This is a genomic window from Miniimonas sp. S16 (assembly GCF_057748195.1).
Genome location: NZ_CM173242.1, coordinates 2,983,536 through 3,005,754, shown reverse-complemented (window position 1 = coordinate 3,005,754; position 22,219 = coordinate 2,983,536). Strand labels below are relative to the sequence as shown.

The following is a 22,219-nucleotide window of genomic DNA, read 5'->3' as shown; positions in this document are numbered from 1 at the left end:
ACCGGCGTCAGTCGGTGCGGGCGTCGGCGACGATCGCGAGGACCGCGCCGCCGTAGGCCTCGATCTTGGCCGCGCCGATGCCGCGCAGCAGCGCGAGCTGGCGCAGGTTGCGCGGCTTGGCCGTCGCGATGGCCACGAGCGTGGTGTCGTGCATGATCGTGTAGGCGGGCTTGCTCGTCTCCTTCGCGAGCTCGCCGCGCCAGGTCCGCAGCGCCTCGAAGACGGCGGGGTCGGCGTCGCCCATCGCGTCCTGGACGGCCTGCGCGCGCACCCGGCGGCGCTGGCGCTGGGTGAGGTGCACGCCGTCGGCGGGCCAGATGCCGTCGAGGAAGCGCGACGGCTTGCGGCTCGCCCGGCCGCCCGCGGTGCGGGCCCGGGCGTAGGAGATCGCAAGGTGCTCGCGGGCGCGCGTGACGCCCACGTAGAGGAGCCGGCGCTCCTCGGCGATCTCCTCGTCCTCCTCGGCGAACGAGATGGGCAGCAGGCCCTCGCTCACGCCGACGAGGAACACCGCGTCCCACTCCAGGCCCTTGGCGGAGTGCAGGGAGGCGAGGGTCACGCCGTCGACCGTCGGAGCGTGCTGCTCGGCGGCGCGCTCGGTGAGCTCGGTGAGGTAGGCGTCGAGGTCGGCGCCGCGCCGCTGCGCGAGGTCGTCCGCGAGCGCGACGAGCGCGTCCAGGGACTCCCACCGCTCGCGCACCGCGCCGCGCGCCTCGGGCGCGGTGGGCGACCAGCCCGCGCCCGTCAGCACGTCCCGCACGGTCTGCGGCATCGGCGTGTCCGGGTCGGCCCCGCGGGCGGCGCCGCGCAGCAGCGCCACCGCCTCGCGGACCTCGCGCCGGGAGAAGAACCGCTCGCCGCCGCGCACGACGTAGCCGACCCCCGCGGCCGCCAGGGCCTGCTCGAACGCCTCGCCCTGCGCGTTCGTCCGGTAGAGCACCGCCATCTCGCTGGCCGGCACGCCGCGCGCCACCAGCGCCGCGACCCGCTCGGCGACGCCACGCGCCTCGTGCTCGTCGTCGTCGTACGTCTCGAACGCGACCGGCGGGCCCGAGGGACGCTGCGCGACGAGGCGCACGGCGGCGTCGTTGCGGTCCCGACCCGCCCGGGCGAGCACGTCGTTGGCGAGGCCGACGACCTCGGGGGTGGAGCGGTAGTCGCGGACGAGCCGCACGACGACGGCGCCCGGGTGTGCCTTCGGGAAGTCGGTGAGGTAGCGCGGGCTCGCGCCCGTGAAGGAGTAGATGGTCTGGGAGACGTCGCCCACCACGCAGAGGTCGTGCCGATCCCCGAGCCAGAGGTCGAGCAGCCGCTGCTGGAGCGGGGAGACGTCCTGGTACTCGTCCACCACGAAGTGGCGGTACTGGTCGCGCACCGTGCGCGCGATGTCCTCGCGCTCGGCGAGGATGCCGACCGTCAGCAGCAGCACGTCCTCGAAGTCGATGACGCCGCGCTCGGTCTTGACCTCCTCGTAGACGCCGAGGAGCCGGGCGATCGTGGTGAGATCGTGGCCCGCGGCGCCCGTCCGGCCCGCCCGCGTCGCGGAGCGCACGTAGTCGTCCGCCGTGACGAGGCTGACCTTGGACCACTCGATCTCGGCCGCGAGGTCGCGGATCGCGAGCCGGTCGGCGCCGAGCCCGAGGCGCCCCGACGCCTCCGCGACGAGCGGCGCCTTGTGCTCGGCGAGCCGCGGCAGCGCGCCGCCCACGACCTGCGGCCAGAAGTAGGAGAGCTGCCGCAGCGCCGCGGCGTGGAACGTCCGCGCCTGGACGCCGGAGACGCCGAGGTCGCGCAGGCGGGTACGCATCTCCGACGCCGCGCGCGCGGTGAAGGTTACGGCGAGCACGCGGGTCGGCGCGAACGCGCCGGTCGCGACGCCGTGCGCGATCCGGTAGGTGATCGCGCGGGTCTTGCCCGTGCCGGCGCCGGCGAGCACGCACAGCGGACCGGACAGGTGCTGGGCGACCTCGCGCTGGTCGGGGTCGAGGTCGGCGAGCAGCTGCTCGGGGGTGCGGGGTTCGGCGGACATCGCTGCCATCCTCGCAGGTGGGTGCGACACGCGGCGGCGACGCTGTGGATGCCCCACGTGGCGCGGACGCGACGTCCGGCCGACACGCGCGCACCGCGGAATAGCGCGCCGCGCGGCGCGGTTGAGCCACGCATGAGCACCCCCACGCTGCCCGACGCCGGCACCATCACGATGTTCTCCACCACGTGGTGCGGCTACTGCCGCCGCCTCAAGACGCAGCTCGACAAGGAGGGCATCGCCTACACCGAGGTCAACATCGAGCAGGAGCCGGGTGCCGCCGAATTCGTCGAGAACGTCAACGGCGGGAACCAGACCGTTCCCACGGTGCTCTTCCCCGACGGCTCGGCCCTCACGAACCCCTCGCTCGCGCAGGTGCGCTCGCAGCTCGCCGACGCCTGACGCTCGCGGGTCCGCGTCACGCCGGAGCGACTCACCGTGACGTCACAGCGACTGGTCGTCACGCCAGAGCGACTCACCGTGACGTCACAGCGACCGAGACGGGCCGCGGCCTCAGGCGCAAGTCTCTGACCAGCGCCGATGCATGGTTCCTGCCGTATGGGGGGCGGTGAGTCGCTCTCCCGTCACGACCAGTCGCTCTCCCGTCACGACCAGTCGCTCTCCCGTCACGACCAGTCGCGGTGGCGTCAGTCGGGAAGCTCGCTCCCGTACCAGGCCTCGATGAGCGCCCGCGCGATCGACGTCCGCATCGGGAGCCCGACGGCGCCGCTCGCCACCGCGTCGCGCAGCTCCTGGCGGGAGTACCACTCCGCGTGGGTGATCTCCACGCCGTCGGGCGTCGGGGCGTCGGCGGGCTCGCCGTCGGGCCCGACGACCCACGCGTGGAACCCGACCATGAGCGAGGCGGGGAACGGCCACGGCTGCGCGCCCGCGTAGGCGACCGGTCCGACGTCGAGGCCGACCTCCTCGGCCACCTCCCGCCGAACCGCGGCCTCCAGGCCCTCCCCCGCCTCGACGAACCCGGCCAGCACCGAGCGACGCCGCTCGGGCCACGCCACCGAGCGGGCGAGCAGGAGCCGGTCCGCGGCGTCGTGCACCGCCATGATCACCGCGGGATCCGTGCGCGGGTAGTGCGAGGAGCCGTCCGCCGGGCACCGCGTGGACCAGCCCGCCTCGGCCACCTCGACCTCCGCACCGCACCGCGGGCAGTGCGTGTGGGTGCGGCGCCACTGCGCGAGCGCGACGGCGCAGGTCGCCAGCCCGGCGTCGCGCGCGTCCAGGAGATGGCCGGCGTCGCGCAGGGTCACGATCTCGGCGTCGGCGTCGGCCGCGGGCTCGTGGTCGTCGTCGGCCAGCGCCGCGACCGCGGTAGCGAGCGAGACGCCGTCGGGCGGGGTCCACGAGACGTAGCCCGCGTCGCCGTCACGCCCCAGGTAGGCCAGCTCGCCCTGCGGGTCCAGCCGTGCGGGCGGCACGAGCAGCAGCGCGGGCTCGCCGCCGGGGCGGACCGCGAGCTCCGGCCCCGAGACCAGCAGCGCTCGCGCGGCGGGGTCCGCCCGCAGCCGTTCGAGCAGCCCCGCCTCGGCTCGTGACGCCGCGTCCCGGTCGACGACGGCGCGGCCCAGCGGGAGCGGGTCGGGCAGCGGATCGGGCATGCGGAGCGTCGGGGTGGGACTGGGAGACGGCACGACGTCACGCTACGCCGCGCGCCCGCCGGCCCGACCCCGCCGGCGGAGCGGCGCGCCCCCGAGACCCCCGGTGGCGTGGACGCGTAGCGTGTCCGCGTGTCCACCCCCACCCCGCGCTGGTCGACGTCCTACCTCGCGGCCCTCGCCGTCGCGGCCGTCCCCGGCCTGGACGCGGTGGCGACCCGGCACCCGCGAACGGTCACCGAGCACCTCGAGGTGACGGGCGTGCTCGACTCCGCCGGCCGCGCGTGGGTCGTGCGCGCCCCCCGCGACGACGCGACGGGCGCCGCGCTCGCCCTCGAGTCGGCGCTGCTCGCCGCGCTGGAGCGCGAGGACCTGCCCTTCGACCTCGCGCGCACCGCGGGCTGGGTCGAGCTCGACGACGGCGGGCGGGCCGTCGTGCAGACCGCGCTGCCCGGTCGGCCGCTCGTGCTGGCGGCCCTGCACGCCGGGCCGGGCGTCGCGGCCGACCTGGGTGCGGCGCTGGCCGCGCTGCACCGCGTGCCGCTCGACACCGTCTCCGACCTCGTCCCCGTGTACGACGCCGAGGCGTGCCGCACCCGTCTGCTCGCCGAGCTGGACGCGCTGGCCGCAACGGGCCGCGTGCCGGCCGTGCTGCTGCGCCGCTGGGAGCACGCGCTCGAGGACGTCGCGCTGTGGCGGTTCTCGACGACCTTCGTGCACGGCGACCTCGCCTCCGACCGCGTGCTCGTCGAGGGCGAGGAGGTGGTCGCGCTCGAGGACTTCGCGCAGGCCCACGTCGGCGACCCCGCCGTCGACCTCGCGTGGCTCGTGGCGGCGGCGCCGGAGGACGCGCTGGAGTCGGTGCTGGAGGCGTACGCGCTGGGCGCGCCCGAGGGCGATGCGCACGCGCTCGACCGCGCGCAGCTCCTCAGCGAGCTCGCACTCGGTCGCTGGCTGCAGCACGGGCTCCGGGTCTCGGAGCCGCAGGTGGTGGCCGAGGCCGAGGAGATGCTCGCCGACCTCGCCGAGGCGGTCACCGCCGTTCCCGACGAGGACTAGCCTCCGCCCGGACCGGACCCCGTCAGCGCACCGAGCTCGGCCTCAAGCAGCGCGACCACCTCCTCCTCGGCCAGCACGGGCGCGTCGTGGGTCTCACCCGAGCCCACGAAGTGGAACGACGCCGCGACGCGCTCGATCGGCACGTCGTGCAGGCGTGACCAGCCGAGTCGGTAGGCGGCGAGCTGCAGCTCGCGTGCCCGGCGCGCCTCGCTGCCGCGGGCCGGTGCGCCGGTCTTCCAGTCCACGATGTGCACGTCGAACGGCTCCCCCGGCGCGGGCGGGAACACCGCGTCGATCCGGCACCGCAGCGCGGTCCCCGCGACCGGGGTCTCGACGTCGGCCTCGATCGCCAGCGGCACCCGGTCGGCCCACGGCGAGGAGAGGAAGGCCTGCTGCAGCGCGGAGAGCTCGTCGTCGTCCACCGTCGGCTCGTCGCCGAGGTCGTCGACGTCGAGCAGCGCCGCCCGGGCGTAGTGCTGCTCGACCCACGTGTGGAACCGCGTCCCCCGCCGCGCGTACGGGCTCGGCTGGGCCGGCACCGGACGGCGCAGGTCGCGGACGTAGCCCTCCGCGTCGGACGCGAGCGCGACGACCGCCGACGCCGACAGGTGCGGCGGGGCGCGCAGGGGCTCCGGCGCGAGGGCGGCCTCCCGCTCGGCGAGCAGCGCCTGCACCTGCCAGCGCCACTCCGCGACGTCGGCGTCGTCAGCCGCGTCGAGATGCTCGACGGCGAGCCCCCCTGCGCGAGGGACGTCGCCGGACGGCGCCGGTTCCCTCGAGCAGCCCGGCACGAGCGACCGGGCGTGCGCGAGCGCGGCCTCGAGCCGCGGCTCCTGCGTGGGTGGCCAGGGCGCCTGCGGCGGCGGGGTCGGCTCGGTCTGCTCGGGCGCGCGGTCGAGCGCGTCCGCGGCGGTCCCGGCCAGCGGCTGAGCGACGCCGGCACGGACCAGCTCCGTGAGGAACCGGCTCGGGGTGTTCGGTGACTTGCGCGAGCCCCACCAGGCACCGCTGAGCAGGAGGCTGTGCCGCGCCCTCGTGAAGGCCACGTACGCGAGGCGACGCTCCTCGCGCAGGGCGCGCTCGCCGTCGGCCGCGCGCAGGGCGAGGAGCGCGTCGCGCACGTCGACGTGGGTCGCGCCCGCCCCGATCTCGAGGTCGGGCAGGTGGTCGGCGTCGCCGCGCAGCTCGTACGGCAGCGCGTCCCGGGCGGTGGTCCAGGCCGGGCTCGTGGGCGCCTCGGGCTTCCCGCCGAGCCCCGGGAAGTCCTCCTCGGCGAGGCCGACCACGGCCACGACGTCCCACTCCAGGCCCTTCGCGGCGTGCGCCGTGAGGATCTGCACGCAGCCGGGGTCGGGCTCGGTCGAGGCCGCATCCAGGCCGCGCTCGTACTCCTCGGCCGCGTCGAGGTAGGCGAGGAACGCGCCGAGCGTGGGCGCCGTCGAGCCCGCCTCGAACTCGGCCGCCGCGATCTCGAACTGGTCCAGGTCGGCCCGGCCGCGCTCGACGCCGCCGCCGTGCGCGGCCACCTCCAGGTCGAGGCCGAGCGCCTGCTCGACGGCGATGACGAGCTCCGGCAGTCCGAGGTGGGTGAGCGAGCGGACCTCGCGCAGCAGCAGCTGCGCCCGGGCCAGGCGGCGCCGCCCCACGTCGCTGGGAACGCGGCCGTCGGCCAGCGGCCAGCCCTCGGCGGGCAGCAGGTCCAGCGCCTCGACGATGCTGCGCCCGTCGGAGTCCTCCCGGCGTTGGCCCTCGCCCGCCCGGCGGCTCGTGCGCGCCCGGGCGAGGTCGCCGAGCGCCATGAGGTCGTACGCGCCGAGCCGGAAGGCCGGTCCGGTGAGCAGCCGGACGAGCGCGTCACCCCGGGAGGGGTCGAAGGCCGCCGTGAGCGCGGCCCGCACGTCGGCGACCGCCGGGGTGTGCAGGAGGCCGGCAAGGCCGACCACCTGGCACGGCAGCCCCGCGTCCGTGAGCGCCACGCGGACCGCCTCGAACCAGTCCCGCTTGCGGCACAGCACCGCCGCGGTGCCGCGGCCGGGGGCCCAGCGATCCCCGATCGCGCGAGCGACGGCCCGCGCCTGTGCCTGCTCGTCGACCTCGAACGTCCAGCGCACCTCCCCCGGCCCGGCGTCCGGCCGGGCCTCGAGCGCGGGCACCGCGAGGCTCGCGTGGGCGCGCAGCGGTGCCGCCGTGACGTTCGCGGCCGCGAGCACGGCGACGTCGTTGCGCCAGGAGGTGGTGAGGCTCGCGACCGAGGCGGGCTCGCCGTCGTGGCGTGGGAAGTGCTCGGGGAACGAGAGGAGCGCACCGGCGGACGCGCCCCGCCATCCGTAGATGCCCTGGTGGGGGTCGCCCACGGCCGTGACCGGGTGCCCGTCGCCGAACAGCGCGCGCAGCATCTCGAGCTGGGCGACCGAGGTGTCCTGGTACTCGTCGAGCAGCACGACCCGAGCCGTGGCGCGCTCCCGCTCGGCGACCGCCGGGAAGGTGCGGGCGAGCCGGGCCGCGGCCGCGACCTGGTCGGGGAAGTCCATCGCGCCCCGCTCCCGCTTGGCCGCAGCGAACGCGGCGACGAGCGGCATGAGCGCGGCGCGGTCGCGCAGGCTCACGACGACCTTCTCGACCTCGGCGTGGGGCGTGGTGCGGGACCGGCCGTTCCCGTCGACGCCGGGCAGCGCGTCCTCGAGCCCGTCGGCGATGGCTCGCAGCCTCGCCGCGGCCCCCTCGGGGGTGAGCAGGTGCTCGGCGAGCTCGCCCGCGAGCGTGACGACGGAGCGCGCCACGGTGACCGGCTGGAACCGCATCTCGAGGTCGCCCGGCCACTGCTCGACGAGCCGCGCCGCCACCTGGAAGCGGCCCGCCTCGGTCAGCAGCACCTGGTCGGCCTCGAGCCCGAGCCGCAGGCCGTGATCGGTGACGAGGCCCGCGGCGTAGGAGTTGTAGGTCGCGATCCGGGGACGCTCGGTGAGCCAGTCGGTTGGGGCCTCGCCGGCGTCGTCCCGGGCACGGGTGACCCGGGCGAGGGCACGCAGCTGCCGCTCGACGCGCGTCGCGAGCTCGGAGGCGGCCTTGCGCGTGAACGTCAGGCCGAGCACCTCCGAGGGCGCCACCACCTCGTTGGCGACGAGCCACACGACCCGGTCGGTCATCGTGGACGTCTTGCCCGAGCCCGCCCCGGCCACCACGAGCATCGGCTCCGGGTCGGCCTCGATCACGCGGACCTGCTCCGGGGTCGGGCGCGGTCGGCCCAGCAGGTCGGCGAGCGCGACGGCGGACCAGCGGCGGTTCATCGGCCCACCACCCGCTCCCCGGTGGGCCGCGCGGGGCAGCTCGTGCGCACGGGGCACATGCGGCAGTGCGAGCCCGCGCGCGCGAGGAACGTCGCGGCCGCCATCTCCTCGGCCGACTCGGTGACGAGCGTCGTGGCCCAGTCGTCCGTCGGCGACGGCTGGTCGCGGAGCGCCGGGTTCCGTCCGGGGGTGCCGAGGTAGACCAGGCGCGCACCCGACGGCGCCGCCCCGTCGAAGCCGCCCGCCAGGGCGGCCGCCTGGTAGGCCGCGAGCTGCGGGTGCCGAGCGGCGTCGTCGACCGAGACGGGCGAGGCGGACGTCTTGAGGTCGACGATCCGCACAGTGTCCTGCCCGGTGACCTCGACCCGGTCGACCCGGCCCACGAGGTCCGCCCGGCCGATCGCCACCGCGAACTCCTGCTCGGTGCGCACCTCGCCCGGTACGCCCGCCACGTACGCGGCGAGCAGCGCGATCATCGACTCCGCCCGACGGCGCTGCACCACCGCGCCCCAGCCCTCACCCAGCCCGATGGTCGCCCAGCGCTCGTCCAGGAGGCGCAGCATCTCCTCCGCGCTGCCGTGCGGCAGCTCGTCGGCGATGCCGTGCACGAGCGTCCCGACCTCCGCCGAGGTCGAGGATCCCACCTCGCCGCCCGCCGTGGTGAGCGCCCAGCGCAGCGCGCACTGGCCCAGCGTGGTGAGGGACGACGGCGAGACCTTGACGCGTTCGTCGGCGCCCCAGAGCGGGGCGGCCGTCGACACGGCCGGCCCCCACCACTCCTGCGGGGAGGCGCCGGGCACCCCGGCGGCCGCGAGCGTGCCGAGCAGCCCGCCCGCCGCCTCGGCGCGGGCGCGCTGCGCGGGACGCTCGCCGCCGCCGGTCCAGCCCCGCTCCCCCGCGTCGCCGAGCACCTCGCGCCGCAGCGCCCCGACGAGCCCGCGCAGGTCCAGGGCCGGCGGCACCACCCGGATCGGGCGGGGCTCGTCGTCGGCCGGCGGGTCGACGAGGTCGAGGAAGTGCGAGGGCCGGGTGTCGGCGTCCTGCACCGCCGTGACGAGCAGGTGCGCTCGCGCGCGGCTGACGGCGGCGACGAGCACGCGCTGCTCGTCGGCCAGCACCGCGCGGCGGGCGTCCACGGGACGTTGCGGCTCGGCGCCGCGGCCGGCCGCGAGGTCGGAGATCGCCACGGGGTCCAGGAGCCGCGCACGCAGCCGCAGGTCCGGCCACACATCCTCCTGCACGCCCGCGACGGCCACCACGTCCCACTCGCGTCCCGCCGCGGCGGCGGCCGTCATGACCTCGACGGCGCGGCGCTGCCCGGTGCGCGCGAGCGTGTCCGCCGCGAACTGCTGGCCCGTGAGGTAGCGCAGGAAGTCGGCCGGGCGGGCGCCCTCCTGCTGCACGGCGAACGCCTCCGCGGCCCGGAACAGCGCGATCACCGCGTCCAGGTCGGCGTCGGCCCGCTCGGCGCCCGCGCCGGTGCCGAGCGCGCGCTGGCGCCACACCGCGGCGAGTCCGCTGGTCTGCCACAGGGCCCACAGCACCTGCTCGAGCCCCTCGGCCCGGGTGAGCGCCAGCCGCCCGGCGGCCAGCACGCGTCCGACCCGACGCACCGCACCCGCCGCGCGGGGCGCCCGACGCATCGCCTCGAGCTCACCCGCGGCGCGCACCGCCTCGACGAGCAGCGCGTCGCTTCCCCGCGTCCCGCCGTCCGCCGCCTCGGCCGACCGCAGCGCGCGGCGCAGGGCGCGAAGTCCCACCGGGTCGAGGCCACCGAGGGGCGAGAGCAGGAGCTCGACGAGCGCCGCCGCCTCGCCCTCGAGCAGCGCGTCGCCCTCGAGCAGCGCCTGGCCCTCGTGCTCGGCACCCTCCTCGAGATCCGCACCCGCCTCGCGATCCGCACCCGCCTCGCGCTCCTGCCGCTCGACCTGCGCGCTCACGACCTCGAGCGCGCGCAGCAGCGGCCGCACCGCCGGCTCGGCGGCCAGCGGGACCTCGCCCTGTGCCGTCGCGACCGGCACGCCCGCGGCTCGCAGGCCACGGCGCAGGGCACCGAGCTGTCCGGTCGAGCGCGCGAGAACGGCCATCTCGTCCCACGGCGTGCCCTCGCGCAGGTGGTGCTCGCGCAGGCCCCGGGCGATGGCGCGCGCCTCCTCCGGCACGCTGCGCAGCACGGCCACGTCGACGCTCGAGCCGGCGTCGGCCTCGACGGCCTCGGCCCGCCGCCGGCGCACGTCCCCGAGCGCCGGCAGGCCCGCGCCGGCCGCCCGGACGACCTCGCGCAGCCGCGCGTCACCCCGGTGCACGGCGCCGAGCACGTGCACCTGAGCGCCGAACTCCCCCACCGCCGCACCGGTCCGCGGCCCGGGCCACGCGACGCCGGGCAGCAGGGGCCCGGCCGACGCCGCGCGCTCCAGCAGCGCGGGCACCGCGCCGCGGAACGTCTGCACAGCCGTGTCGGGGTCGCCGAGCAGCACGAGCGCCGCACCCTCGTCGGCCAGGGCGCCGAGCAGGCGCGCCGTGGCGAGCGTGGCGTCCTGGTAGTCGTCGTGCACCACGACGCGCGGCTGCGGCGGCTCGTGCCCGGGCAGGTCGCGCCGCCACGTGCGCAGGGCCGCGACCGCCTCGTCCAGGATCGTGGCGACGTCGTAGCGCCGGCCGCGGTCCGGGGTCGTCTCGCCGAGCCGGGTGATCTCCTCGTACTCCTGCAGCACGCGCCCGCAGGCGACCCACGCGGGCCGCCCGTGCTCGACGCCGGCCCGCTGCAGCTCCGGCCCGTCCCAGCCGGCCTCGGCGGCGCGCATGAGGACGTCCCGCAGCTCGTGCCGGAACGTCGCGAGGGTGAGCGCCTCGGCGGGCACGTCGCCGGGCCAGCCCGGGTCGCGTCCGACACCCTCGGCGTGCCCCTGCAGCATCTCCGCGAGCGTCGCGTCCTGGTCGGCACCGGTCAGCAGGCTCGGCGCGGGCTGGCCGAGCAGGGTCGCGCGGCGACGCAGGGCCGAGAAGGCGAACGACGCCGGGGTCCGCACCAGCACCGTGCCGACCGTCGCACCCAGGCGCCGCGCGAGCGCGTCGCGCAGCACGTCGGCCGCGCGCCGGGTCGGCGCGAGCAGGAGCACGTGCTCGCTGCCCCACCGCGCCGCCGCGGCCGCAGCGATCTCGACGGCCAGCGTGCTGCGCCCGCTCCCGGGCGCGCCGAGGACGAGGTGGTGCCCGCCGTCCGTCGCGGCGGCGAGGGCGCGCGACTGGTCCGCGTCGAGCACGAGGCGAGGCTCGCCGTCGTCCGCGGTGGGGTGCCCGACGGCGGACTCCCCGTCACGACGCTCGGTGCCGTTCGCGGGGGCGTGGGCACGGCGAGGCGCGCCGGTGCCCCGGCGCCGCGCGCGTTCCCCCACCTGTGTCACTCCCCGATCCCACCACGGCCCACCGACATCTCGGCGCGCTCGTGCGCCGCTGGCGAACACGGCGCCCGGGCGCCGGGGGCGGTGCGCGCCGGTGCCTACGATGACCGACATGGAGATCACGATCGGGATCCGGCAGGTCGCGCGCGAGCTGACCTTCGAGACCAACCTCACGGGCGACGAGGTCGCCGCCGCCGTCGAGAAGGCGCTGTCCGGCTCGGTGCTGGACCTCGTGGACGCCCGCGGCCGCCGCGTGATCGTGCCCTCCGAGGCGATCGGCTACGTGGAGATCGGCGCCGAGGAGCAGCGCCGGGTCGGCTTCGGCACCGTCTGACGGCCGCCTGAGCCGCCGGCGGCTCAGGCGGTGAGCTCGAGCCGCTTCATCCGGCGCGCGTGCCCCGCCGTGAGGCGCGACATGAACGCGGCGTGCTGCTCGGGCGAGAGCCCCGCGCCCGACTCGGCGATCCCGGCGACGGCCGCGAGGCTCGGCCGGGTCGTGATGAGCCGGGAGGCGATTCCCAGCGCCTCGCCCACCACGCGGCGCCCCCACAGCGCGAGCCGGGCGCCGAGCTGCGGCTCGGCCTGGATGACGGGGCCGAGGGTCGCGACGACGAAGTCCGCGAGCCCGTTGTCCGCGAGCGACTCCGAGGCCAGCTCGGCCGCCTCGCCGTCGAGCCCGTCGGCCACGAGGCGCTGCACGTCGACGACGACGCCGTAGCCCACGTACGTCCGCACGAGCCGCTCCCACCAGTCCCGGGGGGTGGTCCGGGTGTCGTACTCGGCGAGCAGCTCGCGGAACTGCCAGATCCGGTCGTCCACCTCCTCGGCCGGCGTCCCGAGACCCGCGAGCGCCTGCTCGATGCGGTCCAGGGGCGCGAGGTCGCCCGCGGCCATGCGGGACAGCACGATGCGGGTGCGCAGCTCGGGGGCGTGCGCCGCGTCGGTGGCGAGCCGCGCGAAGGAGGCGAGCTCACCCGCCGCGAGGAGGGCGAGGGCGTCGACGACGCCGTCCGCTCCGGCCGTGGGCGCCGCGGGCACCGAGGACGCTGGGGGGACGGCCGTCATGAGTCGCGATCCTAGTGCGCCGACCTGTCGACGCCGTCCGCACGCCGGCTGCCGGACCGATGCCGATCCTCGTTGCCACGCGGCCGTGGGCCAGGTCACGCGAGCCGTCCGGGCGCTGCCCTGTCCGCCGTCGCGGCCCGGCGTCTAGACTGGCCGGGACACAGGTTGCCCGGTCGCCTCGTTACCCGCCGCACCGGCACGCTTCTTCGCGATCGGCTACCTCCACCGTGGTGCGCTGGTCGCGCCGGCCCGAGGCCGCGCAGACCGCCGTCCCGAACGCGCGAAGCAGAGTTGACAACACCTATGACGCAGATCGACACGCCCGAGGACGCCGTGGCGCCCGAGAACCTCGACGACACCGAGAACACCGAGACCGAGACGACCGGCACCGAGACGACGGAGACGGCCACTCGGACCCAGACCACGCAGGCCGCCCCCGAGGTCGTCGACGAGGAGGCCGCTGAGGTCCTCGAGGCGCTCAGCGAGGAGACCATCGACGCTCCCGTCGGCGACCCGCACACCGAGACCCCGCAGACCTTCGCCGACTTCGGCGTCAGCGAGGCGATCGTCGGCTCGCTCGCCGACGTCGGGATCCTGCACCCCTTCCCGATCCAGGCCCTGACGCTCCCGGTCGCGCTGCAGCGGCACGACATCATCGGCCAGGCGAAGACCGGAACGGGCAAGACGCTCGGCTTCGGCGTCCCGCTGCTCATGGACGTCGTCGCCCCCGGCGAGCCTGGCTGGGACGAGCTCGCCGCACCCGGCAAGCCGCAGGCCGTGGTCATCGTCCCCACGCGCGAGCTCGCCGTTCAGGTCGCGGGTGACCTCGCGACGGCCGCGCGCCGTCGGTCCGTGCGCATCGTGCAGGTCTACGGCGGGCGGGCCTACGAGCCGCAGATCGACCAGCTCACCAAGGGCGTCGAGGTCGTGGTCGGCACGCCGGGTCGCATGATCGACCTGCTCAAGCAGCGTCACCTCGACCTGTCGCAGGTGCGCACCGCGGTGCTCGACGAGGCCGACGAGATGCTCGACCTCGGCTTCCTGCCCGACGTCGAGACGCTCATGGCGGCCACGTCGCCGAACCGCCACACGATGCTGTTCTCGGCCACGATGCCGGGCGCCGTGGTCGCGCTCGCGCGGCGCTACATGAGCCACCCCACCCACATCCGCGCGCACGACCCCGACGACGACGGCGTCACGCTCAAGGCGATCACGCAGTTCGTCTACCGCGCGCACGCGCTCGACAAGGTCGAGATGCTCAGCCGCATCCTGCAGGCGCGCGGGCGCGGGCTCACGATCGTCTTCACGCGCACCAAGCGGACCGCGGCGAAGGTGGCCGACGAGCTCACCGAGCGCGGGTTCGCCGCCGCGGCGATCCACGGCGACCTCGGCCAGGGTGCGCGCGAGCAGGCGCTGCGCGCGTTCCGCCACGGCAAGGTCGACGTCCTGGTGGCGACCGACGTCGCCGCGCGCGGCATCGACGTCGACGACGTCACCCACGTCGTGAACTACCAGTGCCCCGAGGACGCCAAGATCTACCTGCACCGCGTCGGCCGCACCGGCCGCGCGGGCAACACCGGCACGGCCGTGACCTTCGTGGACTGGGACGACGTGCCGAAGTGGGCGCTCATCGACCGCGACCTCGGCCTGGACACGCCCAACCCGCCCGAGACCTACTCCTCCTCCCCGCAGCTCTACGCCGACCTCGACATCCCCGAGGGGACGAAGGGCCGCCTGCCGCGCTCCGAGCGCACGCGCGCCGGCCTCGAGGCCGAGCAGCTCGAGGACCTCGGCGAGACCGGCAAGCGCGGCGGTCGCGGCGGGGCGCACGACGGCGAGCACGGCTCCCGCGGCGGTCGCACCGGTGGTGCGGGTCGCGACGGCGAGCGCCGCTCAGGCGGCGGCCGCGCCGAGCGGTCCGAGCGCAGCGACCGCAGTGACCGAGCTGAGCGCCCGGCTCGCGCCGAGGGTGACTCCGACGGTGAGTCGGGCGGCGAGCGTCGGCCCCGCCGTCGTCGCCGCGGCGGTGGCGGTGGCGGTGGCGCCGAGGGCGCGCACGCGTCCGCGTCGAACGGCTCCGCCGCGCCGAGCCCGTCGACCGAGTCCGCCGGTGCGAGCAGCAGCGTCGAGGTCGGCGGCGTGAGCATCCAGCTCCCGGACCGCTCCGGTCCGGCGCCCGACGGCGAGCGCGCGCCGCGCCGTCGTCGTCGCCGTCGCGGGGGCTCGGGTCAAGGTGGCGACTCCACCGCCGCGAGCACGAGCGGGCCGGTCGCGACGCCGGCCGACTAGCCCGGGCCGCTCAGCGCCCGAGCCGCCACACGGCCAGCACGAACGGGGGACCGCCGCACCACGCGGCGGTCCCCCTTCGTTCGTGCAGCCGTTCGTTCGTGCAGCCGTTCGTTCGTGCAGCCGTTCGTCTCAGCGGCCGATCACCGCGCGGCTCACTCGAACGGCGTCGGGTCCCCCGCGCCCACGCGCACGACCTCGGGCGCGCCGCTGGAGAGGTCGACCACCGTGGTCGGCTGGGTGCCGCACTCGCCCGAGTCGAGCACGATGTCGACCACGTGCCCGAGCTCCTCGTTGATCTGCCACCCGTCGGTGAGCGGCTCCTCGTGCCCGGGCAGGATGAGGGTGGAGGACAGCAGCGGCTCGCCGAGCTCGCGCAGCAGCGCGCGCACGACCGCGTTGTCGGGGATGCGCACGCCCACCGTCTTCTTCTTCGGGTGGTGCAGGCGCCGCGGCACCTCCTTCGTCGCGGGCAGGATGAAGGTGTACGCGCCCGGCGTGGCCGCCTTGATCGCGCGGAACGCCGAGTTGTCCAGGTGAACGAGCGCCCCGAGCTGGTGGAAGTCCGAGCACACGAGCGTGAAGTCGTGCTTCGCGTCGAGGTGCCGGATCTCGCGGATGCGCTCGGGCCCGTGCACCGAGTCCAGGCGCGCGCCGAGCGCGTAGCAGGAGTCCGTCGGATAGGCGATGAGCGCGTCGTCGTCGCGGAGGGCGGCGACGGTCTGCGCGATCGCGCGCGCCTGCGGGTTGACCGGGTGGACCTCGAGGAACCGTGCCATCGCCCCAGCCTAGGCAGTGCGCCACGCGCTGCACCACGACGCCGCAGCCCCCGCCCGGACCCGGGCGGGGGCTGCGTACGTCGTGCGGTCGTGCTCGGTGCGGAGCGGGTCAGCGCGTGACGCGCACCTGCAGCGGCTGACTCGTGGTCTCACCCGCCGCGTTGGCGAGCACGGCCGTGTAGGTGTACGTCCCCGGCGCGCGACCCGTCAGCGTGCTGTGCACGATCTGGGCGTTGCGGCCGTTCGGGACGAGCGCCCGGGTGTCCACCAGGACGCCGTTCTCGTACAGCCGGTAGGACGTCGCGTTGGTGCCCCACCACATCGAGGTCGTGACGGTGTAGGAGCCGTCGCCGTCCCAGTTGTCGCTGCTGAGCACCGGTGCGCCCGGGTTGGCGGTGGTCACCTGGACCGTGAGCGGCGCCGTCGTGGTCTGACCGTGCTGGTTGGACAGCACCGCGGTGAACACGTACGTGCCGTTGCGCAGCCCCGCGATCGGGAACGTCGCCTGCTGGGCCGACGGCGTGGCGTCCGTGAGGTCCTTGCTCGCCACGAGCACGCCGTCCTGGAACAGGTCCACGGACCAGGCGTTCTGACCCCACCACATGTTCATGGTGAGGGCGAAGTCGCCGTCGCCGTCCCAGTTGTCGCTGCTGAGCACCCCGCGGGCGGGAGCGGCGGTCGCCGGGCCGGGGACGCGCGGTGCGGTGACCGTGAGCGCCTCCGTGTCCGAGCCGTTGCCCATGCCCTTGGAGCTGGCCGACACCTTGATCCGGTACTCCCCGACCGGCAGCGACGAGAGCGTGAACGTGGTGGTCCACGCGCCGTCGGTCACCGGCACGGACTGGCCGAGCACCTTCTTGCCGGCGGCGTTCTGCAGCTCGGCGTAGACGAGGGCCTTGTCCTCCTTCCAGCCGGTGTCACCCGGCTGCGCGGTGCCGGTCACGGTGACGGTGTCCGCCGTCGTGGCCGTGCCCCCGCCCGAGGTGATGACCACGGTCGGTGACGTGACCGGCGAAGGGGTGCCTGCGCCGTCGCCGACGTACGCGATCGACGGCGTCGGCGGGGTCGCCATGCCCTCACCGAGGAAGTAGGACGTCTGCGGCGGCTGGTTGTAGGCGGTGTTCTGCCACGCCACCGAGAGCCGGTAGACCGGGTCGGACTGCAGGGTGCGCAGGCGGTGGGACGTGAGGTCCACCGTCGTCGCGATCCGCAGCGCCGTCGAGTCGTCCGTGCGCGTGACGATCTCCTCGCGCCAGTCCCCGAACAGGTCCGCCTGGAGGGCCGGGTTGCCCTTGGTGTCGTTGCTCGTGAGCGTGCCCTCGGCGCGGTAGATCTCCACCGACTGCTCGTTCTCGTAGTCCCACTTGGAGATGGTCGGGACGCCCGTGCGGGTCGCCTCGTCCCAGTCGTGGTCGGTGATCTCGCGCAGCAGGTCGCCGTCCCACCAGGTGGTGAAGTTGGCGGCCGGGATCTCGTTCGAGATCAGCTCACCGTCGGCCGCGTGCAGGAACCCGGCGACGTCGTTCCACGCCCCGCCGTCGGAGATGTTCCACGCCTCGGCGCCCTCGTAGCGCGGGTCGATGTCCGCGGCGGTGCCGCGGCCGGTGTCCTTCGTCCCGGACACGGACCACAGGATCTCGCCCGTGGCGGCGTCGCGGAAGGAGGAGATGATCCCGCCGTTGCCGCTCGGGCCCTCGTGCACCGCGAAGACCTCCAGGCCCTCGCGCGAGGGGTCCAGGTCGGTCACCGTGAGCGCGTCACCGTGGCCGAGGCCGGTGCTGTAGAGCACCTCGCCGTCGTCGTCCACCGTGAGCGAGCCGTAGACGATCTCGTCCTTCTGGTCCCCGTCCACGTCCGCGACGGAGATCTGGTGGTTGCCCTGGTGCTCGTACTGCGAGCCGGCCTCGTCGGTGTCGAAGACCCACCGCTGCACGAGCTGCGAGCCGTCGAAGTCCCACGTCGCCACGACCATCCGGGTGTAGTACCCGCGGGCCATCACGAGCGAGGGGTGCTCGCCGTCGAGGTAGGCCGTCCCGGCGAGGAAGCGGTCCACGCGGTTGCCGTAGGTGTCACCCCAGGAGCCGACGTCCCCGCGGGCGGGCAAGTAGTCGACCGTGTCGATCGCCGCACCCGTGGCCCCGTCGAAGATCGTGAGGTACTCCGGGCCGGTGAGCACGTAGCCGGAGGAGTTGCGGTAGTCCGCCCGCGCGTCCCCGATGACCGTGCCCTGGCCGTCGACCGTGCCGTCGGCGGTCTTCATGGCCACCTCGGCCCGACCGTCGCCGTCGTAGTCGTACACCTGGAACTGCGTGTAGTGCGCGCCGGCCCGGATGTTCACCCCGAGGTCGATCCGCCACAGCCGGGTGCCGTCGAGCTCGTACGCGTCCACGTACACCGTGCCGGTGTAGCCGGCCTGGGAGTTGTCCTTGGAGTTGGACGGATCCCACTTGACGATGAGCTCGTAAGCACCGTCGCCGTCGACGTCACCGATCGAGGTGTCGTTGGCCCGGTAGGTGTAGGGCTGACCGTCCTTGGTGTAGGCGTCCGCGGGCTTGTCCAGCGCCACGTCGAGGGTCTGGGAGTCCCAGACGCCGAACGACTCGGTCACCCACGTCTGCACGCCGCCCGTGACGGACGCGATCCGGTAGGTGGAGTCCACCGTGCCGGCCGGGTCCAGGACGTTCGTGGTGTCGGTGACCGGGTCCTTCGTCACGCGCACACCGTCGCGGTAGACGTAGAAGCCGAGGTCGGCCGGGTCGAGGCCGAGCAGGCGCCAGCCCACGTACACGCCGTCGTCCGTGGCCACCGCGACCGGCGCCCGGTCGAGGTTCTCCGCCTGGCGCACGAGCGTCGTCGTGCCGGCCGAGGCGACCGTCGCCGACCGCTCGGAGACGCCGCCGGCGTTCACCGCCGCCACCGCGTAGTAGTACGGGATGGTGGTGAGCACGTCGGTGTCGTCGAAGGACGTGGCGCTCGCGCGGCCGACCAGCTCGAGCTCGCCGTCGGCGGACTCGGCGCGGTAGACCTGGTAGAACAGCGCGCCGTCCACCGGCTGCCACGCGAGGGAGACGAGGTTCTTCTCCTCCTTCGTCACCGCCAGGCCCGACGGCGTGGCCGCGGTCGGGATGCTCGGGTCCACCGTGGTCACGGCGAGGGTGTTCGTCGCGAGCGAGGCGTTGCCCGCGGCGTCGAGCGCGACCACCGAGTAGGTGTACTCGAGGCCGACGTCGGCCGAGGTGTCGGTGAACGACGCCTCGGTCGTCTCCCCCACCGTGACCGGCGCCGTCGCGCCGACCGACTGCCGCAGCACCCGGTAGCTCGCCGCACCCTCCGCGCCCTGCCAGGACAGGTCGACGGCCACCTGCGTGCCGTCCACGTGCACGCCGTCGAGCACGAGCGCGGTCGGCGCGTACTGCAGCGGCGTGATCTCCAGGCCGTTGAGCCAGCCGGTGGCGACCAGCGTGAGCTGGCCGTCGGTGACGGCGACCGGCTGCATCAGCTTGGTCGTCACCGCGTTGCGGCCCGTGCGGCCGGTGCCGTAGTCGACACCCTCGATGACGGCGCCGAGCTGTGCGGTGCCGATCATGTCGCCCGAGTAGGCGGTCACGGAGTACGTGCCCACGGGCAGGTCGACGACGAACGTGTTGCCCGTGCCCGGGAGCAGGAAGTCGCGCTCGAGCGCCGTGGGCACCGGCGTGAAGGCCACGCCCCGGTCACGTCCGCCCGGTCCGGGCAGGGCCGTCCAGCCGTAGCCGGTCGACGCGCTGTAGAGCGTGTTCTGGTTGACCTCGAGGTAGCCCGGCTGCACGACGTTGCCGGCGAGCTGGAAGTCGAAGGAGCGGATCGGCGCCTTCGTCGTCACGGCCACGACCCCCGAGCGCGGGGAGTCGCCCGCGCCGTTCGTCGCGACCACGACGAGCTCGTAGGACGTGCCGCGGGTCAGGCCCGCGACGAGCGCCTGCGGCAGCGTGGAAGTGGTGGCGAGGCGGTAGGCGTCGTCACCGGCGCCGGCCTCCCGCACGTACACCGAGTAGACGTCGGTGCCGGGCGATGCCGTCCACGTCAGCTGGGCGCTGGAGTCCGAGACGGCTCCGACGAGCACGCCGGCCGGAGCCAGGGGGGCCTCGCTGGGCGCCTCGGCCGCCACGACGTGGTCGGCGAGCGGGATGTCGAGCTCGGCGACGTCACCGGCCACGAGCCGGGCCATCTGGATAGCGCCGTACTCCTGGAAGTGCGTGTCGTCCGTGGTCCCGGTCGGCCGGCCCGGGTAGACCCCGGCCGGCACGTGCAGGAACACCGACTTCGCGCGCTCCGGGCCGATCTCGTCGAGGTAGGCCCGGCTGGTGGCGGACAGGTCCACCAGCGGGGTGTCCGTCTCCTGCGCGAGCGCCGTCGCGGCGTCGACGTAGGCGGGGAAGGACACGTTCGCCTTGCCCGTCGTCGCGTTGAAGTCGCGGCGCGAGACCGGCGTCACGACGATCGGCACGGCGCCGCGCTGGCGCGCGCCGTCCACGAACGTGCGCAGGTAGTTGGCGTAGTCCGCCGGGGCGGCCCAGCGGTCGTCCACGCCACGGGAGTTGTCGTTGTGGCCGAACTGGACGAAGAGGTAGTCCCCCGGCTTGATCTGCCGGAGCACCTCGTCCAGGCGGCCCTGGCTGATGAAGTTCTTCGAGGAGCGCCCGCCGATCGCCTTGTTCTCCACGGTCACGCCGTCGTCGAGGAACCGGTCGATCATCTGGCCCCAGCCGGCCTGCGGCGCGTAGTCGGCCGTGTAGGACTGGACCGTGGAGTCACCCGTGATCCACACGGTGGGCTCGGCACCGGCGGTGCGCGCGCTCTGCTGGCGCACCACGAGCTGGTTGAGCTTCGGCGCGGTGCCGGAGAGCTCGAGGTTGAGCTGGCCGTCGACGATCGCGATGTCGAACGACATCGCCAGGTACTCGCCGGCGTTCTTCGCCGTCGCCTGCACCTTGGCCATCTGCTCGGCCGTGATCGCGATGTTCGTGACGTCGGCGGCGTCGCCTGCGACGAGGTCGACCGTGTAGTCGCCGTTGGGCAGGTCGACCACGAGCTCGGTGTCGCCGACCGTGACGAAGTCGCTGCGCACGGCGTCGTCGGTGCCGCGGTCGGTCGCGCTCACCTGTGCGACGTCGACGAACCCGTAGCGCTGCTCGGCGCTGTACGCGGAGGTGGCGTCCAGGCGGATGCTGCCGGGCGCCGTCGCACCGCTGCCCAGGTCGAAGCTGAGGATGCCCGAGTCCGGGAGCTCGACGTCGGGCACGTCCGCGCCGGCGAGGGTCGCCACGGCGGCGGCCGACGGCGCGGACAGGCCGTCCGCGCCCTTGGCCTGGACGCGGTAGTAGTGCACGACGTCGGTCGCGACGGCGTCGGTGGCCCAGACCTGGTCACCGACCGAGGCGACCTCGGTGTACGGGCCGGCGACGTCGTCGCTGCGGCTGAGGACGTAGCCCGTCGCGCCGGTGATCTCGTTCCAGCGCAGCGTGATGCTGCCGTCGGTGACGTACGCGGTGCGCAGCGAGGTCGGGGCGGGCAGGCTGCCGTAGCCGGGGTCGGTCGGGGTGCCCGTGGGCTGCGCCGTCGGCTCGGTGGTGGGGGTGGCCGTCGGCTCGGTGGTGGGGGTCGCCGTCGGGCTCGTCGTCGGCTCGGGCGTCGGGGTGGACACCGCGACGACCTGGAGGCCGTTGAGGTAGGCGCCCGCGCCGGTGCCGGAGAGGTCCACCGTGAGCTGGCCGTCGGCCACCGTCGTGCGGTACGTCCCGGTCGCGACCGCAGCCTTGGCCGACAGCGTCCCCGCCGCCGCGCCCTCGAGGGTGATCGTGGTCTTCGTGGTGCCCGATCCGGTGGGGTCGCCGGACGTGGCCGTGACGTCGTACGTGCCGTTGGGCAGGTCGACGAGGAAGGTCCACGAGGTCGCGAGCAGGAAGTCGCGCGCGACGTCGTCGCCCACCGCCGCGCCGCGGTCGCGCGAGACCGGGCTCGAGCCCGCCGCGATGCCGAAGCCCGCGGCGGCGGTGTACGCCGTGGACTCGGAGACACGGGTCGAGCCCGCCGCCACCGGGCTCGTGGCGGTCCCGAAGTCGTACGACCAGGGCGCCGGCGCGTCGGCGACGGCCGGGAGTGCGGGTAGTGCGACGGCGCAGGCCGCCAGGGGGGCGACGAGCAGCGCGAGCCGCGGCCGTCGGGGGTGTCGACTGGTCATCCTCATCCTTCGCTTCGGCATTGAAACGATCTACTGACTCCCCAGACGCCGTTGAATCGATTTATGGGAGTCGGGCTCTATCTAAGCGGTCTGCCACGGGGAGCGCAACGTAGACAAAAGTCGATGCTCACGATGCGGGACGGTTTGGGGCCGGTAGCGGCGGGCGGGCGTGGGGCGGGCAGGCGCGGGCGGGTCCGGGCGGGCAGGCGTGCGGGCGGGCAGGCGTGCGGGCGGGCGTGGGGCGGGCAGGCGCGGGCGCGGGGGGCAGGTGCGGACGGGCCGCGGGCGGGCGCCGACCGCCCGTGCAGCCAACAATGGCGGCGGTTTCGGAGCCATACGCTCCGAAACCGCCGCCATTGTTGGTCGCCGGCGGACGGGGGCCCGCTCGATGCTACGCGGACGCTTTCGGATCGCAGCACTCCGGAAACGTCCGCACTCCGCCCGCGCCTCGTACGGCCACCGTCCGCACGCACGCTCGCAGAG

11 protein-coding genes are annotated in these 22,219 nt (G+C 75.1%); 4 read left to right on the top strand and 7 right to left on the bottom strand.

Features of this window, described 5'->3' with window-relative positions; genetic code table 11:
- Positions 1 to 7 precede the first annotated feature (7 nt).
- Positions 8 to 2,029 carry an ATP-dependent helicase gene (locus AC3AQ1_RS13155; protein ID WP_108719356.1) on the bottom strand — a complete coding sequence of 674 codons (2,022 nt, stop codon included), beginning with the start codon at positions 2,027 to 2,029 and terminating at the stop codon, positions 8 to 10.
- A 132-nt stretch (positions 2,030 to 2,161) separates the two neighbouring features.
- Here AC3AQ1_RS13155 and AC3AQ1_RS13150 point away from each other — a divergent pair, with 132 nt between their 5' ends.
- Positions 2,162 to 2,428, top strand: coding sequence for a mycoredoxin (locus AC3AQ1_RS13150; RefSeq protein WP_108719355.1), 267 nt, complete (start codon positions 2,162 to 2,164; stop codon positions 2,426 to 2,428).
- A gap of 245 nt (positions 2,429 to 2,673) precedes the next feature.
- On the opposite strand, the gene nudC is transcribed toward AC3AQ1_RS13150, so the two are convergent.
- The gene (gene nudC / locus AC3AQ1_RS13145) at positions 2,674 to 3,675 is read right to left on the bottom strand and encodes an NAD(+) diphosphatase (protein WP_234417512.1); all 1,002 of its coding nucleotides are present in this window, start codon (positions 3,673 to 3,675) and stop codon (positions 2,674 to 2,676) included.
- Positions 3,676 to 3,771: 96 nt separating this feature from the next.
- Between nudC and AC3AQ1_RS13140 the strand changes: the two genes are divergently transcribed.
- Positions 3,772 to 4,698 (top strand): phosphotransferase, encoded by a 927-nt coding sequence (locus AC3AQ1_RS13140; RefSeq protein ID WP_108719353.1) that lies wholly within the window; start codon positions 3,772 to 3,774, stop codon positions 4,696 to 4,698.
- Here the strand turns inward: AC3AQ1_RS13140 and AC3AQ1_RS13135 are convergent.
- Both AC3AQ1_RS13135 and AC3AQ1_RS13130 read right to left on the bottom strand, forming a co-directional pair.
- A complete protein-coding gene (locus AC3AQ1_RS13135; RefSeq protein ID WP_159096547.1) occupies positions 4,695 to 7,985 on the bottom strand; it encodes an ATP-dependent DNA helicase in 3,291 nt (1,096 codons plus the stop codon). The two genes, AC3AQ1_RS13140 and AC3AQ1_RS13135, sit on opposite strands and share 4 nt — an antisense overlap.
- Positions 7,982 to 11,389: an ATP-dependent helicase gene (locus tag AC3AQ1_RS13130; RefSeq protein ID WP_234417511.1), complete on the bottom strand. Its 3,408-nt coding sequence runs from the start codon at positions 11,387 to 11,389 to the stop codon at positions 7,982 to 7,984. Before AC3AQ1_RS13130 ends, AC3AQ1_RS13135 begins: the two co-directional genes overlap by 4 nt.
- Before the next feature lie 109 nt (positions 11,390 to 11,498).
- On the opposite strand from AC3AQ1_RS13130, the gene AC3AQ1_RS13125 reads away from it, so the two are divergent.
- Complete coding sequence (locus AC3AQ1_RS13125; protein ID WP_108719350.1) at positions 11,499 to 11,720, top strand: DUF3107 domain-containing protein; 222 nt, start codon at positions 11,499 to 11,501, stop codon at positions 11,718 to 11,720.
- Between the two features lie 23 nt (positions 11,721 to 11,743).
- Here AC3AQ1_RS13125 and AC3AQ1_RS13120 read toward each other — a convergent pair whose 3' ends face one another.
- Positions 11,744 to 12,451: a ferritin-like fold-containing protein gene (locus AC3AQ1_RS13120; protein WP_108719349.1), complete on the bottom strand. Its 708-nt coding sequence runs from the start codon at positions 12,449 to 12,451 to the stop codon at positions 11,744 to 11,746.
- A gap of 303 nt (positions 12,452 to 12,754) precedes the next feature.
- Here AC3AQ1_RS13120 and AC3AQ1_RS13115 point away from each other — a divergent pair, with 303 nt between their 5' ends.
- Positions 12,755 to 14,740 (top strand): DEAD/DEAH box helicase, encoded by a 1,986-nt coding sequence (locus tag AC3AQ1_RS13115; RefSeq protein WP_108719348.1) that lies wholly within the window; start codon positions 12,755 to 12,757, stop codon positions 14,738 to 14,740.
- A 152-nt stretch (positions 14,741 to 14,892) separates the two neighbouring features.
- On the opposite strand, the gene AC3AQ1_RS13110 is transcribed toward AC3AQ1_RS13115, so the two are convergent.
- Both AC3AQ1_RS13110 and AC3AQ1_RS13105 read right to left on the bottom strand, forming a co-directional pair.
- Complete coding sequence (locus AC3AQ1_RS13110) at positions 14,893 to 15,516, bottom strand: L-threonylcarbamoyladenylate synthase (RefSeq protein ID WP_108719347.1); 624 nt, start codon at positions 15,514 to 15,516, stop codon at positions 14,893 to 14,895.
- 109 nt (positions 15,517 to 15,625) lie between these two features.
- Positions 15,626 to 21,736, bottom strand: coding sequence for a rhamnogalacturonan lyase family protein (locus AC3AQ1_RS13105; RefSeq protein WP_108719346.1), 6,111 nt, complete (start codon positions 21,734 to 21,736; stop codon positions 15,626 to 15,628).
- Positions 21,737 to 22,219 lie beyond the last annotated feature (483 nt).

What these genes read in the sequence shown, in the direction of transcription:
- AC3AQ1_RS13120 (WP_108719349.1), bottom strand. Translation starts at nt 12,451, where the DNA reads ATGACGGCCGTCCCCCCAGCGTCCTCGGTGCCCGCGGCGCCCACGGCC.
- AC3AQ1_RS13135 (WP_159096547.1), bottom strand. Translation starts at nt 7,985, where the DNA reads ATGAACCGCCGCTGGTCCGCCGTCGCGCTCGCCGACCTGCTGGGCCGA.
- AC3AQ1_RS13155 (WP_108719356.1), bottom strand. Translation starts at nt 2,029, where the DNA reads ATGTCCGCCGAACCCCGCACCCCCGAGCAGCTGCTCGCCGACCTCGAC.
- AC3AQ1_RS13115 (WP_108719348.1), top strand. Translation starts at nt 12,755, where the DNA reads ATGACGCAGATCGACACGCCCGAGGACGCCGTGGCGCCCGAGAACCTC.
- AC3AQ1_RS13125 (WP_108719350.1), top strand. Translation starts at nt 11,499, where the DNA reads ATGGAGATCACGATCGGGATCCGGCAGGTCGCGCGCGAGCTGACCTTC.
- AC3AQ1_RS13150 (WP_108719355.1), top strand. Translation starts at nt 2,162, where the DNA reads ATGAGCACCCCCACGCTGCCCGACGCCGGCACCATCACGATGTTCTCC.
- AC3AQ1_RS13110 (WP_108719347.1), bottom strand. Translation starts at nt 15,516, where the DNA reads ATGGCACGGTTCCTCGAGGTCCACCCGGTCAACCCGCAGGCGCGCGCG.
- AC3AQ1_RS13105 (WP_108719346.1), bottom strand. Translation starts at nt 21,736, where the DNA reads ATGACCAGTCGACACCCCCGACGGCCGCGGCTCGCGCTGCTCGTCGCC.